The sequence below is a fragment of the Isoptericola sediminis genome (assembly GCF_013085345.1).
GTDB lineage: Bacteria > Actinomycetota > Actinomycetes > Actinomycetales > Cellulomonadaceae > Isoptericola > Isoptericola sediminis.
This window is the reverse complement of record NZ_JABFAJ010000011.1, coordinates 142,759-157,349: the sequence shown is the minus strand read 5'-3', so window position 1 is coordinate 157,349 and position 14,591 is coordinate 142,759. Positions and strand designations below refer to the sequence as shown.

Here is a 14,591-nt window from a genome sequence, read left to right as displayed (position 1 = left end):
GGGGGTCTTGCGGCAAGATCCCCTGGCAGGCGCAGAATCACAGGTCTCACCGGCCCCCTGGGCCGATCGACCGGAGCTGATGCCCGTGCTGCCTCGCCGACCGTTCCGCCTGTCCGAGCACCTCGCCGCCAAGGACGACCCCGCGCTGATCGCCGCCGACGAGGCGCACCTCGCCGCGATCGCCACCGCGATCGACCGGCAGGTCGTCGACCTGACCACCCGGCTGGACGCCGCCCGCCGGGCGCCGGGCCGGTCCGGGCAGGCGGCGTTCGACCGCGACCAGGAGATCCACCGCCTGTCCGCCCGGCTGCGGATGCTGCGGCGCTTCGGCATCGACCTGTGCCTGGGGCGCATCGTGCGGGCCGACGGCGTCGTCACCTACCTCGGCCGGGTCGGCCTGACGGACGCCGCGGGGGAGCGGTTGCTGCTCGACTGGCGCTCACCCGCCGCCGAGCCCTTCTTCAGCGCCACCCACGGAGACCCGAGAGGGCTGGTCAGCCGCCGGCGCTACCGGTGGACCGCAGGGCAGGTCACCGACTACTGGGACGAGGTGTTCACGTCCGACGGGCTCGCGGGGCACGCCGCGCTCGACGACCAGTCCTCGTTCGTCGCGAGCCTGGGAGCCAGCCGTTCGCCCCGCATGCGCGACGTGCTCGCGACGATCGCCGCCGACCAGGACGCGATCGTCCGGGCCGGCTCGGCCGGCACCCTCGTGGTCGACGGCGGGCCGGGCACCGGCAAGACCGTCGTCGCCCTGCACCGCGCCGCCTACCTGCTGTACTCCGACCCGCACGTCGGCGAGCACCACGGGGGCGTGCTGTTCGTCGGCCCGCACCGGCCCTACCCCGGCTACGTGGCCGACGTGCTGCCCGGCCTCGGCGAGGACGGGGTGCGCACGTGCACGCTCGCGGACCTGCTGCCCGAGGGGGACGCCGCCCGGCCCGAGCCCGACCCCGAGGTCGCCCGGCTCAAGGCGGACGCGCGGATGGTGGCCGCCGTCGACCCGGCCGTCGCGCTCTCGGAGGAGTCGCCGACGGAGGGCATGCTCCTCGAGACCGCGTCGGGCGACGTGTGGCTCGACCCGCGCGACTGGGCCGAGGCGTTCGCCGCCCCTGATCCGGGGACACCGCACAACGAGGCGGCCGACGTGGTCCTCGGCGAGCTGCTCACGATATTGGCCGACAAGCTCGCCGACGCCGCCGGGGAGCCCGAGGAGGAGGGGTTCGGGTCCGACGAGAACCCCGGCTGGGACGCCGTGCCCGGGGTGCACCTCGGCGAGGACGAGTTCGACGCCTACGGGATCGCAGGTCCCGAGCCCGGGGCCGACCTGCGGGAGGAGCTGGCCGCCGACGACACGCTGCGGCGCGCTGTGGCCCGGGCCTGGCCGCTGCTGGAAGCCACCGACGTCGTCGCAGACCTGTGGACCGTGCCCGCCTACCTGCGCCGGTGCGCGCCGTGGCTCACGGCGGACGAGGTCGCCGCCCTGCAGCGTCCGGACGCCCGCGCGTGGACCGAGGCCGACCTGCCGCTCCTGGACGCGGCGCGACGCCGGCTCGGGGACCCGGACCACGCCCGTCGCCGCCGGCGGGCCGAGGCCGAGCGCGCCGCCGAGCGCGCCCGGGTCGCCGACGTCGTCGACGACCTGATCGCCACCGACGACTCCGACCTCGGCGTGATGTCCATGCTGCGCGGGCAGGACCTGCAGGCTGCGCTGGTGGGCGACGCGGGGCTGCCCGTCGTCACCCCGGACGCCCTCGCCGGGCCGTTCGCGCACGTCGTCGTCGACGAGGCCCAGGAGCTCACGGACGCGCAGTGGCAGATGCTGCTCGCCCGCTGCCCGTCGCGCAGCCTCACCGTGGTGGGGGACCGGGCCCAGGCCCGGCACGGCTTCGCCGAGTCCTGGACCGAACGGCTGGCGCGGGTCGGGCTGGACCGCGTCGAGCAGGCGTCGCTGACGATCAACTACCGCACGCCCGAGGAGGTCATGGCGGTGGCCGCCCCGGTGATCCGCGCGGCCGTCCCCGACGCCAACGTCCCGACGTCGGTGCGCCCCGGCGGGACTCCGGTCCGGTACGGCACGACGGCGGAGCTCACGGACGTGCTGGACGGCTGGCTGGCGCAGCACCCCGAGGGCACCGCATGCGTGATCGGTGCCGGTCCGCCGGCCGACGCCGCCGTCGAGGACCGCGACCGGGTGCGGTCCCTGACCCCCGCGACCGCCAAGGGCCTCGAGTTCGACCTCGTGGTGCTCGTGGAGCCGGAGGGGTTCGGCGAGGGGATCGAAGGTGCCGTGGACCGGTACGTCAGCATGACCCGGGCGACCCGCGAGCTGGTGGTGCTGGGTCGGCCGTGAGCGGCCGGGAGTGTACCCACGCGCACCTGAACAGGACCTGATCACCACCTGCTCCCGTTCCCAGACTCGTGTGTTTACGCTCGATGCTCCGCACCCCCTTGTCTGGAGTCACCCATGTCGATCAAGCGTCCCCTCGCCGCCGTCACCCTGGCGGCGGTCGTCGCCCTCGCCGGCTGCAGCGCCGGGTCCGACGGCGACGACACCTCGTCCGCCCCGGCCTCCCCCAGCGCCGAGGCCGCGCCGGACGCCGGCGCCGCGCCCGAGGCCGACCTCGAGGACGTGCCCGACGTCGTCGCCGAGGTCAACGGGGAGGAGATCGGCCGCGAGGAGTTCGTCACGAGCTTCGAGGGACAGCTGCAGCAGGCGGCCCTGTCCCAGCAGCAGAGCGGTGCCGGTGAGGTCGACCAGGACGCGCTCAAGAAGCAGGTCGTCGAGCAGCTGGTGAACAACCGGCTCCTGACCCAGGCCGCGGCGGACGCCGGGATCGAGCCCACCGCGAAGGACGTCCGGGCCACGCTCGAGGACGTCGCCGCGCAGAACGGGCTCGAGTCCGCCGACGCGGTCATCAGCGCGTTGAAGGAGCAGGGCCTGACGGAGGAGCAGGTGCGCGCGGACGCCGCGACCCAGTTCCAGGTCTCGACCTACATCGAGCAGGAGGCCGACGTGCAGGAGCCGTCCGAGAAGGAGCTGCGCGCGCAGTACGACGAGCTCGTCGCGCAGATGGAGTCCCAGGGCGGCGACGGCGCGTCGGCACCGGAGATTCCCCCGTTCGAGGACGTGCGCGACCAGCTCGCCCAGCAGGCCACCAGCCAGCAGCAGAGCGCGGCGATCGACACGATCGTCACCGACCTGCGCGAGGACGCGGACGTCACGATCAACCTGTGAGCTCCGCCGGGGGCCCGGCCGGGACGCCCGGCCGCCGTCGGCCGCCGCCTCAGCCCCGGAGGAACTCCCGGACCACGGCCGCGAAGGTCTCCGGGTCGGTCTGGTCCGCGACGTGCTGCTGGCCCTCGAGCGTCACGACCCGGCAGTCCGGGACCGACCCGGCCACGGTGCGGATGGCGTCCTGCAGGAACTCCGGGCTGTCCCCGCCGCGGATGAGCAGGGTCGGGGCCGTGACGCCGGCCGCCTCGGCGGGGTCCAGCAGCAGCGGGACGCTCTCCTCGCGGGGCAGGGTCGGCGCGGTGGCCACGCGGGCCGGCCAGCTCGGCTGCTCCCGGAGCACGGCGAGCTCCGCCTCGGGCATGTGCAGGACGTCGCGCATCATGATCTCGACGGCCTCCTCGTACCGTCCGGCGTCGACCGCCGCCTGCACGCGGGCGACCAGCTCGGGCGGCTGAGGGTGCTGGACGACGGCCGGTTCGTAGAGCACCAGCCGCCGCACGTGCGGGGTGCGCCCCGCGGCCCGGACGCAGAGGTAGCCGCCGAACGAGTGGCCCAGCACGTCGGTCGGCCGCCCCGCGTCCGCGGCCACCGCCTCGATGACGGCGACGACGTCCTCGACCTCCCGCTCCGGCGTCCAGTCGAGAGCGTCCGTGCTGCCGCCCCGACCGCGCCGGTCCATCGCGTGCACCGTCCGGTCCTGCGCGAGCAGGTCGACGATGCGCCAGCGCCGGTGGTCGGACATCGACCCGTGCACGAGCAGCAGCGGGGGACCGGTGCCCGTGCTCCACACCGCCAGACGGGTGCCGTCCGTCGACGTGACGTGCCAGGGACCTGAGGACTGGTGCTGGACCATCGCGACCTCCCGGGGACGCCCTTCCAGCATCCCACCGGGCGTGCCGCCCGGCCATGTCACATCCCGGCGTCCACCGGTGTCGTATGGGCGACACGAGAGGACGTGAGGGACATGCAGCACATCGTCGTGGTGGGCGCCGGGTACGCCGGGGTCGCCGCCGCCAACCACCTGACCGCCGAGGCGCCGACGCCGGTCCGGGTGACCGTCGTCAACCCGCGGGAGGAGTTCGTCGAGAGGATCCGGCTGCACCAGCTCGTGGCGGGCACGGGGTCGGCGGTGCGCCCGCTGCGACCGCTGCTCCGCCCCGGCGTCGACCTGCGGCTCGACACGGTCACGCGGGTCGGCGCGGACGGGGTGGCGCTCGCCGGCGGGGGCGACCTGGCCGCCGACCGGATCGTCTACGCGGTGGGCAGCGGTGCCGGCCCCGCGATGCCGGGGGCACTGCCCGTGCGGCACCTGGACGGGGCCGTCGCGCTGCGCCACCGGGTCGACGGGGCGTCTGCGGGCACGCCCGTCACCGTCGTCGGCGGTGGGCTGACCGGGATCGAGGCCGCGTCCGAGCTCGCCGAGGCCCACCCGCACCTGCGGGTGCGGCTCGTCGCGGGGGCCCTCGCCGCCGGACTGTCCCCGGCCGCCCGGGACGCCGTCCGGCGCGGCCTCGAGGCGCTCGGCGTCGAGGTGCGCGAGGGTGAGCACGTGGACGCACCCGGCGACGGCATCACGGTGGACGCGACGTCGTTCGCCGTGCCCGGCCTCGCCCGGGACAGCGGCCTCGCGGTGGACGACGCCGGACGCCTGCTCGTCGACGACGCCCTGCGCGGCGTCGACGTGCCGACCGTCGTGGCCGCCGGGGACGCGGCGTCGACCCCGCTGCGGATGAGCTGCCAGACGGCGATCCCCCTGGGGATCGCGGCGGCCGACACGGTCCTCGCGGAGCTGCGCGGCGAGCAGCCGCGGCCGGTCTCGGTGGGCCTCACGATGACCTGCGTGAGCCTGGGTCGCCGGCGCGGCGTCGTGCAGCCGACGGACCGACTGGACGTACCGCGGGGCCCGGTGCTGCGCGGGCGGGCCGCCGCCCTGGTCAAGGAGCAGGTCTGCCGCGCCACCGTGCGGTTCGTCCGGCGTCCCGCCCGAGCCGTGACCCGTGCCGGGGACGGCCCGCTGCTGCCCGCGACGGTGCCGGCATGAGCACCGACCCGTTCGTCGAGCACCGCCCGCTGCTGTTCACCATCGCCTACGAGCTGCTGGGCAGCGCCGCCGACGCCGAGGACGTGCTGCAGGAGACGTGGCTGCGCTGGTCCGCGGCCGTCGAGGCCGCCGAGGAGCCGGGGCGGGAGATCCGCGACCCCCGCGCCTACCTGGTCGCGACGGTGACCCGGCAGGGGCTGAACCACCTGCGCACGCTGAAGCGGCGACGCGAGGACTACGTCGGGCCGTGGCTGCCCGAGCCGGTCCGTACCGCGGCCGACCCGGCCGCCGACGCCGAGCTGACCGAGTCGGTGAGCATGGCGATGATGCTCGTGCTGGAGACGCTGAGCCCGATCGAACGTGCCGTGTTCGTGCTGGGCGAGGTCTTCGGCTTCTCGGGGGCGGAGATCGCCGCCGCCACCGGTCGCACGCCGGCCGCGGTGCGGCAGACGGCGCACCGTGCGCGCGAGCACGTGCGCGCGCGGCGCCCCCGGTTCGAGGCCTCACCGGAGCAACGTGCCCAGGTGGCGCGCCGCTTCGTCGTCGCGGCGCAGGCCGGCGACGTCGCCGGCCTGATGGACGTGCTCGCCCCGGACGTGGTCTCCCTGTCCGACGGCGGCGGGCTCGCCTCGGCCGCACGGCACCCGATCCGCGGGGCGGAGAAGGTCGCCGCGTTCGTCTCGGGGCTCGTCCGGACCGCCGGTGCCGGCACCCGGTGGCAGGAGGCGACGTACAACGGGCTGCCCGCCCTCGTGGTCCGACGGGACGGCGCGGTCGAGGTGATCGCCCTGGTCGAGACCTCCGGCGACGCGGTCACGGCGCTGTACTTCGTGCGCAACCCCGAGAAGCTCGGCGGCGTCGACGAGGTGCGGCCACTGGTGCGGTGACCCGAGGACCAGCGGCGACGTGCGCGGTCACCGTCCCGACGGGGTCTCCTGGTGGCGACGGTCCTTCCCGTCGGGCATGCGTCACCGCGCCGGCAGCAGCATGCTGACAGGAGCCGGCATCGGACGGCCCTGCTGCACCGTCGCGCCCCGCGCGAGCTGAACGAAAGGACACCGCACATGACTGTCACCGACGAGGGCCCCCGGCCTCAGGCCTTCGACATCGAGGCTGCCACCCGGCACAACGACGCCTACCGCGCGGTCGTCTGGACGGGGGTGCATCTCCAGGTCACGCTGATGTCGATCCCGGTCGGCGAATCCGTCGGGCTCGAGGTCCACCCGGACACCGACCAGTTCCTCCGGCTGGACGCCGGCCGGGGTCGGTGCGTCATGGGTCCGGCGCGCGACGACCTGGACTTCGTGCAGGACGTCGCCGACGGCTGGGCGATCCAGGTGCCGGCCGGCACCTGGCACGACGTGATCAACACCGGGGACGAGCCGATGCGGCTGTACGCCGTGTACGCCCCCACCCATCACGCGGCAGGAATCGTGCAGGAGACCGCTGACGAGGCCGAGCGCGACGAGTCGAGCGGGCGCGACGAACCGCCGTCGTGGACCGAGCAGCCGGAGGAGGGCGAGCCCGACCGGCACGCCTGAGTCGCGCCGATCGCCAGGCCCCCGGGAACGACGAAGGCCCCGGTTCGAGGAACCGGGGCCTTCGTGCCACGCACCGTGGGGAGGTGGGAAAGCCGGTGCGGGTGACGGCGTGCTGGGGTCAGCCCGCGGATCGGACGGGCTGGCCGGCCCCCACGGAGGCCGCCGACGCCAGCAGCGCCTCGCGGGAGGGGATGTACTCGAAGCCGAACTGGCGCGGCGCGTCCGTGCCGTCCACGTCGGCGTTGAGCCCGAGGCCCGTGGAGGCGGTCTTCATCGTCGGCATGACGACCGACATCGCCCGGATCAGCCAGTTCGGCGCGACCCGGTTGGTGATGCCGGCGTCCGGGTAGGCCACGCGGAGCACGCCGGCCATCTCGGGGATGGACATCGGCCCCGCGTTCGCCGGGAACCGCTGCCCGACGGCGCCCTCGTCCGACATCGCCCGCACGTGGATCCGCGCGACGTCGCGGACGTCGACGACGGGCATGTTCATCTGCGGCAGCATCGGCAGCTGCCCGGTCACGAGCTGCTCGACGGTGCCGAGCGAGGACCCGTAGTGCTCGTCCATCGCCGGGCCGAACACCATGCCGGGGTTGACGACGGTCAGCCGCATCTCGGGGTGCTCGGCGACGAACCGCCACGCCGCCTGCTCGGCCAGCGTCTTGGACGCCTCGTACGGGGTGGTCCTGGGGCCGTCGGTCTCGGTCCAGTCCTCGCGGGTCTTCCGGCGGGACCACTCGTGGTCGGCGGGCTTGTAGATCGCACCGCAGGTCGAGGTGAGCACGACGCGGTGCACCCCCGCGGCCCGGGCGGCGCGCAGGGCGCGCAGGGTCCCGTCCACGGCGGGACGGATGAGGTCCTGCGGGTCCTTGGGCGGGTCGGTCGGGAAGGGGGAGGCCGTGTGCATGAGCACGTCGACACCGACGAGGGCGTCGTCCCAGCCCTCGTCGGAGGTCAGGTCGAGCGAGACGAACTCGAGGTCGGCGTCCGGGAAGAGCGCCTCGACCTGGGCGCGCCGCCGGTCGGACCGGACGGTGGCCCGGACGGTGTGCCCGTCGGCGAGCAGCTCGCGCAGGATGTGCTTGGCGATGAATCCGGAGGCTCCGGTGACCAGGACGGTGGACATGATGCTCCTTGGGGGTGGTTCCGGGCGAGGTGCCGCTAGCGGGCGGCGTTCCGTGCGGTGATCGACGCCCACGCCATCTCGAACGCGACGGCGCGCTCGGCCTCGGCGAGGTCGCGGGAGACCGCGAGGTCGATCTGGTTCTCGACGACCTCGGCGAGGTACGGCAGCGGCATGTCGACGAGCTGCCCGTCGGCCGCCGCCTCGGCCAGCACGTCGGGTACGGCGGCGAAGTAGGTCTGGGCCTCCTCGACGGCGGCCCGCCGGATCAGACCTGCGCCCTTGAGCAGCAGGACCACCCGGTGGCGCGCCGGGTGCGCGGTGCCCCAGGCGACCCACCGGTCCCAGATCGTGCGGGACCGGTCCTTCGTCGAGCCGGTGGCGTCGACGTCGCCGATCGCCGTCGCGAGGTCGCGCTTGAGGTGCAGGTACAGCTCGTCGAGCAGGTCCTGCTTGGTGCGGAAGTAGTGGAAGAGCGTCCCGTTGGACACCCCCGCGGCCGCCGCGACCTTGGCCGTGGACACGCCGATCCCGTCCGCGTCGATCAGGGTCACCGCGGCGTCGAGGATGTCGGCGGGCACGAACTTCATGAACCTAGAGTAAACACTCTAGAGTGATCGGTCAACGGCGTGGCGCGCCTGCCGGTCGCCTCCTCACGGGGAGACGGGCCCCGGTGCGCCGAGGCCCGTGAGCCAAGCACGCAGGACGGCCTCCGCGTCGACGGGGGTGCCGTGCACGCCATGGCCGACGAGCCGGTCGTAGAAAAGGCCGTTCATGATGCCGGCGAGGTCGATGGCTCGCTGCCCGCTGTCGGGCACCCCCAGCCCGTCGAGCAGCCGCCGCGCCTGCTCGAGCACGGTCGCGCGGACGGGAGAGTCGGTGGTGAGCAGGGCGTGCAGCTCGGGGTCGAGCAGCGTGTCGATGGAGAGCGACATGCGCGCCCGGGTGTCGACCCCGCGCGCGACGACGCCCTCGAACGCCTCGGTGAGCTGCTCGACGGCCTCCTCGACGGTGCTGGGCGTCGGCGCCTCCGGCGGGAGCAGGTGCGCGACGGCGGCCACCTGCTGAACCACCAGCAGCATCAGCTCTCGCCGCGACCGGGCGTGGTTCGACGTCGTGCCCTCCGGGAGGCCCAGCCGTCGGTCGACCCTGCGGTGCGTCAGCGCATGGGTGCCGCCCTCGGCGACCAGCTCCATCGCCGCGGCGGCGATGTCGTCCCGCCTCGTCATGTGAGAACCCCTTTCGTTCACTACGCTCGTAGTCTACGATCACAACGATCGTAGTAAAGCCACCTGCGCTACCGCTCCGCCCGCCATCGGGTCGGCCAGCAGACCCGCTCGTCCGGCAGGCATGTCTCCGGAAGGTGTCAGCGACATGACGAACGCCGAGCCCACCACGCGGACCACCGCGCCCGTCCGCCCCTTCACCGCGGCGATCCCGCCGGAGGTGCTGGAGGACCTCCACCACCGGCTCGAGCGGACCCGGTTCGCCGCCGCGGCGCCCGGTGACGGGTGGGATCACGGGACCCCGACCTCCTACCTGCGCGACATGGTCGAACGCTGGAAGGCCTTCGACTGGCGCGCCGTCGAGGCCCGCATCAACGCGGTGCCCAACTTCCTGACCGAGATCGAGCACCAGACGATCCACTTCGTCCACGTGCGGTCACCGCACGAGGACGCGACCCCGCTGCTCCTGCTGCACACCTATCCCGGGTCCTTCGCGGAGTTCCTGGACCTGATCGGCCCCCTCACCGACCCCGAGCGACACGGTGGCGACGCCGAGGACGCGTTCCACGTGGTGGTCCCGTCGATGCCGGGCTTCGCCTTCAGCACCCCGGTCGTCGAGCAGGGGTGGACCATGGACCGCGTGGCCAGCGTCTACGACACGCTGATGCGTCGTCTGGGCTACGACTCCTACGGCGCCCACGGCAGCGACGCCGGCGCCATGGTCTCGCGGGAGCTCGCCGTGCTGGACCCCGAGGGCTTCCTCGGCGCCCACGTGCTCCAGCTGTTCTCCTTCCCCTCCGGCGACCCCGCTGAGCTCGAGCGGTTCGGGCCCCAGGACTACGCCGCTCTGGAGTTCGCGGGCTGGTTCCAGTCCGTGGCGGGCTACCACCAGATGAACGCGACGCGACCGCAGACGATCGCCGCCGCGCTGGCCGACTCGCCCGTGGGCCAGCTCGCCTACCACGAGCTCTTCGAGAACTTCGGCAACGGCACCAGCCTCGTGACACCGGACCAGGTCCTGGCCCAGGTCTCGCTCTACTGGCTCACCAACACCGCGGCCACAGCAGTGCGCTACCACTACGCCGAGCAGCACCCCGCCCGCGACACCACGGTGAGCCACGGGCGCATCGGCGTCGCCGTGTTCGCCGACGACTTCCGGACCATCCGGCCACTGGCCGAGCGTGACAACGCCTTCATCGACCACTGGTCGGAGTTCGACCGCGGTGGACACTTCGCCGCCCTGGAGGTGCCCGACCTTCTCGTCGGCGACCTGCGCACGTTCTTCGGGCCGACGGGACGTCCCACGGGGGAGCGCGGATGAGTGGCGCCCTCACCACGGCAGCGATCGTGGCGCTGTCCGCCCTGATGGCGTGGCGGCCCCTGGTGCCGCGCCGCTCGGCGCCCTTCACCCTGCAGCACGCCCTGGGATGGTGGATCAACGAGGTCCCGTTCCTGGGGGCGTGCTGGCTCGCGGCGGGCACCCTCGGAGCGCTGAGCCATCCTGAGCCGGGCGTGTGGTGGTGGGTGGTGCTCGCGGTGACCGTGGCCGCCGTGCTCCTTCTGGCCCGGCTCGCGGTGCGTGCCCGCTCCGCCCGACCCGCGCTCGCAGCGGCGCTGCAGGATGTCTACGGGCCACGCGCGCGGCCGCGCCGCACCCGCCTGCCCTGGTGGCGGACGCTCGTGCCCTTCGTTGCCCGGCGCCCGGACGTGCGGCGCGTGCGCAACCGTCGCTACGGCCCGGCACGGCTCGGGAACCGGCTCGACCTCTACGTCTCCCGCCGGACCGGCCAGTCCGGGGGACCGGCGCCGGTGCTCGTGTACTTCCATGCCGCGTTCAGCAGCAAGATGCTCGGGTCACAGCCGTTGATCCACCGACTCGCCGCGCACGGGTGGGTGTGCGTCAGCGCCGGGCGTCGCCAGCTCGGTGTCGACCATCGTGCACAGCTCGCCGACGTGCGGGCCGCACTGGACTGGGTGCGTGAGAACGTCGCTGCGTACGGCGGTGATCCCGGACGGATGATCGCCGTCGGCGGGTCGGCGGGGGCGAACCTGGCCGTCACCGCCACGATGACCGACGGTGGCGTCGCCGGGCTCGTCGGGCTGTACGGCTACTACGGCGACTTCGGTGACCCCGGGGCGGCGTCGCCGCACCGGGCGATCCACCGTGACGCGCCCCCGACCCTCCTGATCCACGGCGCCTTGGACACCCTCGTTCCCGCGCGCGAGGCCCGGGCCTTCGCCGATCGGCTCCGCCGGACGTCGGCACAGCCGGTCGTCCATGCCGAGCTGCCCGGCGCGCACCACAGCTTCGACGTGTTCCCGTCGATCCGCTCCCGCGCCGTGGACGACGCGATCGTCCGATTCGCGGACCTCACCGTCACGGGCGATCCGGCGCCGCGTCCACCCGGGCCCGCTTCCTGATGTCCGCCCGATCCGGCCGTAGGCTCGAGATCCCGCCGGGGACGTCGGATGCCGATGCAGTTCATGACCGCAGTGCCACACGTCAACACAGGGGAGAGACGCTGATGTCCGAGACCACGTGTCACATGTCCATCTCGCTCGACGGCTTCGTCGCCGGTCCCGAACAAGGTCGGGACCACCCGCTCGGAAAGCGCGGCGGCGAGCTGCACGGCTGGCATGTCGGCGACCCGCGTGCGACCGAAGCCGACAGGACGGCCGACCGATGGCTCATGCGTCCCCGAGGCGCCTACGTCATGGGCCGGAACATGTTCGGGCCGATCCGCGGGCCGTGGGACCAGGAGTGGGACGGTTGGTGGGGACCCGAGCCGCCGTATCACGCCCCGGTCTTCGTGCTGACCCATCATGCCCGCGAGCCGATCCAGATGGAGGGTGGGACGACCTTCCACTTCGTCACCGAGGGATTCGCCGCCGCGTACGAGCAGGCGCTCGAAGCGGCCCGAGGTCGCGGCGTGGACATCGCCGGCGGCGCTTCGACAGCTCGGCAAGCGCTCAACGCCGGTGCGATCGATGAGCTCACCCTCGACGTCGCACCCGTCCTGCTGGGCGACGGCGAGCGCTTGTTCGACGGCGTCGAGACGTTCGACCTCGAGCCTGTCGAGGTGCTCCACTCACCGCTGACGACCCACATCCGTTATCGCCGGCGCAGCGCCGCCTGACCAACGACCGCCGTCGGATCCCTGCCCGGGGCAGCCTGCGCAAAGCACCCAGGAACGACAAGAAGTCCTCTCGATCCAGGTCGATCACGACGGCATCCGACTCGGCCGCCAGCCCATCCAGCAGCGTCGACTTGCCCACACCACGGGGCCCTTCGAGGAGAAGCACCGGGGTGGTCGCCGAGCGGTCGCGGACAACTCGGGTCAGTCGGCGTGCGATCAGGCTGGTCACGCGCCCGAACGTAGCGGCAGGTCGGAATCTGCCGCCCCCGAATCTCGGATCCTGCCGACATAGGACGTCGGACCATGCCGACCCGTCCTGCTGACCGCCTGGTCCCGCCGCTTCATCCGGGTCCGCCGGCTGAACCCGACCGCCCTGCTGCTCGCCTTCGTCCTGGCGGCCTACAACGCCTGCGAGCTGCACCGCTGGTACGTCGCCGCCGGCATCACCGAGCCCTGGCAAGCCACGCTCGGCGAACCACCGGACGACCGGCCGATGGGCTACACCACGCGCTCAGTGCCGAACCCGCACCGAGGACCACCTGACACCTACCGGCACCCGCCGGACGGACCGGCACGCCCGATATCGGGCCGGAGCGGCCCCCGCAGCAGCGCCACACAGAGCCGCGACGGCCGTGAGACCGCCGACCAGGCTCATGCCAGCACAGCGCCAACCTCCAGAGCCCTGCGCGAACCGCCCAGAAACGACAAAAGTCCCGGCCGGGTCACCCCGGCCGGGACTCAGTCTGCGGTGCGCGAGGGGGGAGTTGAACCCCCACGCCCTCTCGGGCACACGGACCTGAACCGTGCGCGTCTGCCTATTCCGCCACTCGCGCTTGCCGGAGCAGATTAGCACGCACCCGCCCCCGCATCCCAACCCGATCCGGGGCCTCGTGCGGGGACGTACGTCACACCTGCACCGCGCGCTCCGCGTCGTGATCCGGCCGTGATCCGGAGCGCCACCTCTTCCCGAGGGATTCGCACGAAATCCACAGGTTCACGGGCGCGGATGGTGCAGCGATGCCTACGATCTGGATAGTCTGCCCGCACACGCGGGCTGACGGAAGGAGGTGGCATGGGAGCGCTGGACCGCTTCGAGAAGAGCGTCGAGCGGGTCATGAACAACGCGTTCGCGAAGGTCGGGCGAGGCAGCGAGGTCAAGGCGGTCGAGCTGGCGAGCAGACTGCGGCGCGAGATCGACGACCGTGCCGCCGTCGTCGGCTACGACCGGACCGTGGCGCCGAACGAGTTCACGATCGAGCTCGGCCCGGAGGACTTCGACCACGTGCAGTCGTGGGGAGCGGAGACCATGGCCGACGAGCTCGCCGCGAACCTCACCGAGTACGCCTCCTCCCAGCACTACGCGTTCGTCGGTCCCGTCAGCGTGACCTTCGAGCGCAACAGCCAGCTGACCCGGGGCCGGTTCGAGCTCCGGTCGGCGACGGTGCGGGGCAACGTCGCGCCGGCGACCAACCCGGCACCCAGCACGCGCCACCCGCTCATCGACATCGACGGTCAGCGCTACCTGCTCACCGGCCCCGTCACGGTCATCGGCCGTGACGCCGAGGCGGACATCGTCGTCGACGACCCGGGCGTCTCGCGCCGACACCTGGAGATCCGGGTGACGCAGGAGGGCGCGGTGGCCACCGACCTCGGCTCCACCAACGGACTCTTCGTCGAGGGCCACCAGGTCCCGGCGGCGACGCTGCTGGACGGCAACACCTTGACCATCGGACGGACCCGGATCATGTTCTGGACCGGCACGTCCGCCGGACGATCGAACGAGGAGTGGTGATCCGCCCCGGATGAGCGAGCTGACGTTCACCCTGCTGCGGCTGGGATACCTGGTGCTGCTCTGGGTGTTCGTGCTCTCCGCCGTGGCCGTGCTGCGCCGCGACCTGGCGCTGCGCGGCACCCCCCGGGCTCCCAAGAAGTCGGACGACGTCGCCGCGGCGGCGTCGGCGCCGGTCGCCGCTCCCCGGCCCTCCGGCCGTTCCGGCCCGACCCGCCTGGTCGTCACGCAGGGGCCGTTGACCGGCACGACCCTGCCGCTGTCCGGTTCGTCGATCCTCATCGGCCGCGCCCCGAGCTGCACCCTCGTGCTGGACGACGACTACTCCTCCTCCCGGCACGCCCGCATCTTCCCGCAGGGCGACCAGTGGTACGTCGAGGACCTCGGGTCCACGAACGGCACCTACCTCGGCGACCAGCGCGTCTCGTCGCCCGCCCAGCTCGCCCCCGGTGTCGGCGTGCAGATCGGCCGCTCCGTCGTCGAGCTGCAGGGATGA

Annotated in this window: 14 protein-coding genes and 1 tRNA gene; 10 read left to right on the top strand and 5 right to left on the bottom strand. The window is 73.3% G+C overall.

Going from position 1 to position 14,591, the window contains the following annotated elements; translation table 11 throughout:
- The first annotated feature begins 79 nt into the window (after positions 1–79).
- Both helR and HLI28_RS06595 read left to right on the top strand, forming a co-directional pair.
- Positions 80–2,353 (top strand): RNA polymerase recycling motor ATPase HelR, encoded by a 2,274-nt coding sequence (helR, locus tag HLI28_RS06600; RefSeq protein ID WP_171246705.1) that lies wholly within the window; start codon positions 80–82, stop codon positions 2,351–2,353.
- Positions 2,354–2,467: 114 nt separating this feature from the next.
- Positions 2,468–3,238: a SurA N-terminal domain-containing protein gene (locus tag HLI28_RS06595; protein ID WP_171246704.1), complete on the top strand. Its 771-nt coding sequence runs from the start codon at positions 2,468–2,470 to the stop codon at positions 3,236–3,238.
- Between the two features lie 49 nt (positions 3,239–3,287).
- Here the strand turns inward: HLI28_RS06595 and HLI28_RS06590 are convergent, their stop codons facing one another.
- The gene (locus HLI28_RS06590) at positions 3,288–4,091 is read right to left on the bottom strand and encodes an alpha/beta fold hydrolase (protein ID WP_171246703.1); all 804 of its coding nucleotides are present in this window, start codon (positions 4,089–4,091) and stop codon (positions 3,288–3,290) included.
- Between the two features lie 111 nt (positions 4,092–4,202).
- On the opposite strand from HLI28_RS06590, the gene HLI28_RS06585 reads away from it, so the two are divergent.
- From HLI28_RS06585 to HLI28_RS06575, 3 genes are all read left to right on the top strand, one after another.
- A complete protein-coding gene (locus HLI28_RS06585) occupies positions 4,203–5,279 on the top strand; it encodes an NAD(P)/FAD-dependent oxidoreductase (protein ID WP_246246491.1) in 1,077 nt (358 codons plus the stop codon).
- Positions 5,276–6,166, top strand: coding sequence for an RNA polymerase sigma-70 factor (locus tag HLI28_RS06580; protein WP_171246702.1), 891 nt, complete (start codon positions 5,276–5,278; stop codon positions 6,164–6,166). Before HLI28_RS06585 ends, HLI28_RS06580 begins: the two co-directional genes overlap by 4 nt.
- 177 nt (positions 6,167–6,343) lie before the next feature.
- Positions 6,344–6,820, top strand: coding sequence for a cupin domain-containing protein (locus tag HLI28_RS06575; protein WP_171246701.1), 477 nt, complete (start codon positions 6,344–6,346; stop codon positions 6,818–6,820).
- Between the two features lie 118 nt (positions 6,821–6,938).
- Here the strand turns inward: HLI28_RS06575 and HLI28_RS06570 are convergent, their stop codons facing one another.
- The 3 genes from HLI28_RS06570 to HLI28_RS06560 all read right to left on the bottom strand — a co-directional run bounded on the left by HLI28_RS06570 (position 6,939) and on the right by HLI28_RS06560 (position 9,172).
- Positions 6,939–7,946 (bottom strand): NAD-dependent epimerase/dehydratase family protein, encoded by a 1,008-nt coding sequence (locus HLI28_RS06570; RefSeq protein WP_171246700.1) that lies wholly within the window; start codon positions 7,944–7,946, stop codon positions 6,939–6,941.
- Between the two features lie 35 nt (positions 7,947–7,981).
- A complete protein-coding gene (locus HLI28_RS06565; RefSeq protein WP_171246699.1) occupies positions 7,982–8,533 on the bottom strand; it encodes a TetR/AcrR family transcriptional regulator in 552 nt (183 codons plus the stop codon).
- Between the two features lie 63 nt (positions 8,534–8,596).
- On the bottom strand, positions 8,597–9,172 hold the full coding sequence (locus HLI28_RS06560; protein ID WP_171246698.1) for a TetR/AcrR family transcriptional regulator: 576 nt from the start codon (positions 9,170–9,172) through the stop codon (positions 8,597–8,599).
- Positions 9,173–9,317: 145 nt separating this feature from the next.
- Here HLI28_RS06560 and HLI28_RS06555 point away from each other — a divergent pair, with 145 nt between their 5' ends.
- From HLI28_RS06555 to HLI28_RS06545, 3 genes are all read left to right on the top strand, one after another.
- Positions 9,318–10,490, top strand: coding sequence for an epoxide hydrolase family protein (locus tag HLI28_RS06555; protein ID WP_171246697.1), 1,173 nt, complete (start codon positions 9,318–9,320; stop codon positions 10,488–10,490).
- The gene (locus tag HLI28_RS06550; protein WP_171246696.1) at positions 10,487–11,590 is read left to right on the top strand and encodes an alpha/beta hydrolase; all 1,104 of its coding nucleotides are present in this window, start codon (positions 10,487–10,489) and stop codon (positions 11,588–11,590) included. Before HLI28_RS06555 ends, HLI28_RS06550 begins: the two co-directional genes overlap by 4 nt.
- A 125-nt stretch (positions 11,591–11,715) precedes the next feature.
- On the top strand, positions 11,716–12,306 hold the full coding sequence (locus HLI28_RS06545) for a dihydrofolate reductase family protein (protein ID WP_246246468.1): 591 nt from the start codon (positions 11,716–11,718) through the stop codon (positions 12,304–12,306).
- Positions 12,307–13,055: 749 nt separating this feature from the next.
- Here the strand turns inward: HLI28_RS06545 and HLI28_RS06540 are convergent.
- A tRNA-Leu gene (locus HLI28_RS06540) sits at positions 13,056–13,139 on the bottom strand.
- Positions 13,140–13,378: 239 nt separating this feature from the next.
- Here HLI28_RS06540 and HLI28_RS06535 point away from each other — a divergent pair.
- Together HLI28_RS06535 and HLI28_RS06530 are read left to right on the top strand one after the other, a co-directional pair.
- Entirely contained in the window at positions 13,379–14,098 is a 720-nt protein-coding gene (locus tag HLI28_RS06535) for an FHA domain-containing protein (protein ID WP_171246694.1), read from the top strand.
- Between the two features lie 10 nt (positions 14,099–14,108).
- The gene (locus HLI28_RS06530; protein WP_171246693.1) at positions 14,109–14,591 is read left to right on the top strand and encodes an FHA domain-containing protein FhaB/FipA; all 483 of its coding nucleotides are present in this window, start codon (positions 14,109–14,111) and stop codon (positions 14,589–14,591) included.

What these genes read in the sequence shown, in the direction of transcription:
- helR (WP_171246705.1), top strand. Translation starts at nt 80, where the DNA reads ATGCCCGTGCTGCCTCGCCGACCGTTCCGCCTGTCCGAGCACCTCGCC.
- HLI28_RS06595 (WP_171246704.1), top strand. Translation starts at nt 2,468, where the DNA reads ATGTCGATCAAGCGTCCCCTCGCCGCCGTCACCCTGGCGGCGGTCGTC.
- HLI28_RS06590 (WP_171246703.1), bottom strand. Translation starts at nt 4,091, where the DNA reads ATGGTCCAGCACCAGTCCTCAGGTCCCTGGCACGTCACGTCGACGGAC.
- HLI28_RS06585 (WP_246246491.1), top strand. Translation starts at nt 4,203, where the DNA reads ATGCAGCACATCGTCGTGGTGGGCGCCGGGTACGCCGGGGTCGCCGCC.
- HLI28_RS06580 (WP_171246702.1), top strand. Translation starts at nt 5,276, where the DNA reads ATGAGCACCGACCCGTTCGTCGAGCACCGCCCGCTGCTGTTCACCATC.
- HLI28_RS06575 (WP_171246701.1), top strand. Translation starts at nt 6,344, where the DNA reads ATGACTGTCACCGACGAGGGCCCCCGGCCTCAGGCCTTCGACATCGAG.
- HLI28_RS06570 (WP_171246700.1), bottom strand. Translation starts at nt 7,946, where the DNA reads ATGTCCACCGTCCTGGTCACCGGAGCCTCCGGATTCATCGCCAAGCAC.
- HLI28_RS06565 (WP_171246699.1), bottom strand. Translation starts at nt 8,533, where the DNA reads ATGAAGTTCGTGCCCGCCGACATCCTCGACGCCGCGGTGACCCTGATC.
- HLI28_RS06560 (WP_171246698.1), bottom strand. Translation starts at nt 9,172, where the DNA reads ATGACGAGGCGGGACGACATCGCCGCCGCGGCGATGGAGCTGGTCGCC.
- HLI28_RS06555 (WP_171246697.1), top strand. Translation starts at nt 9,318, where the DNA reads ATGACGAACGCCGAGCCCACCACGCGGACCACCGCGCCCGTCCGCCCC.
- HLI28_RS06550 (WP_171246696.1), top strand. Translation starts at nt 10,487, where the DNA reads ATGAGTGGCGCCCTCACCACGGCAGCGATCGTGGCGCTGTCCGCCCTG.
- HLI28_RS06545 (WP_246246468.1), top strand. Translation starts at nt 11,716, where the DNA reads ATGTCCATCTCGCTCGACGGCTTCGTCGCCGGTCCCGAACAAGGTCGG.
- HLI28_RS06535 (WP_171246694.1), top strand. Translation starts at nt 13,379, where the DNA reads ATGGGAGCGCTGGACCGCTTCGAGAAGAGCGTCGAGCGGGTCATGAAC.
- HLI28_RS06530 (WP_171246693.1), top strand. Translation starts at nt 14,109, where the DNA reads ATGAGCGAGCTGACGTTCACCCTGCTGCGGCTGGGATACCTGGTGCTG.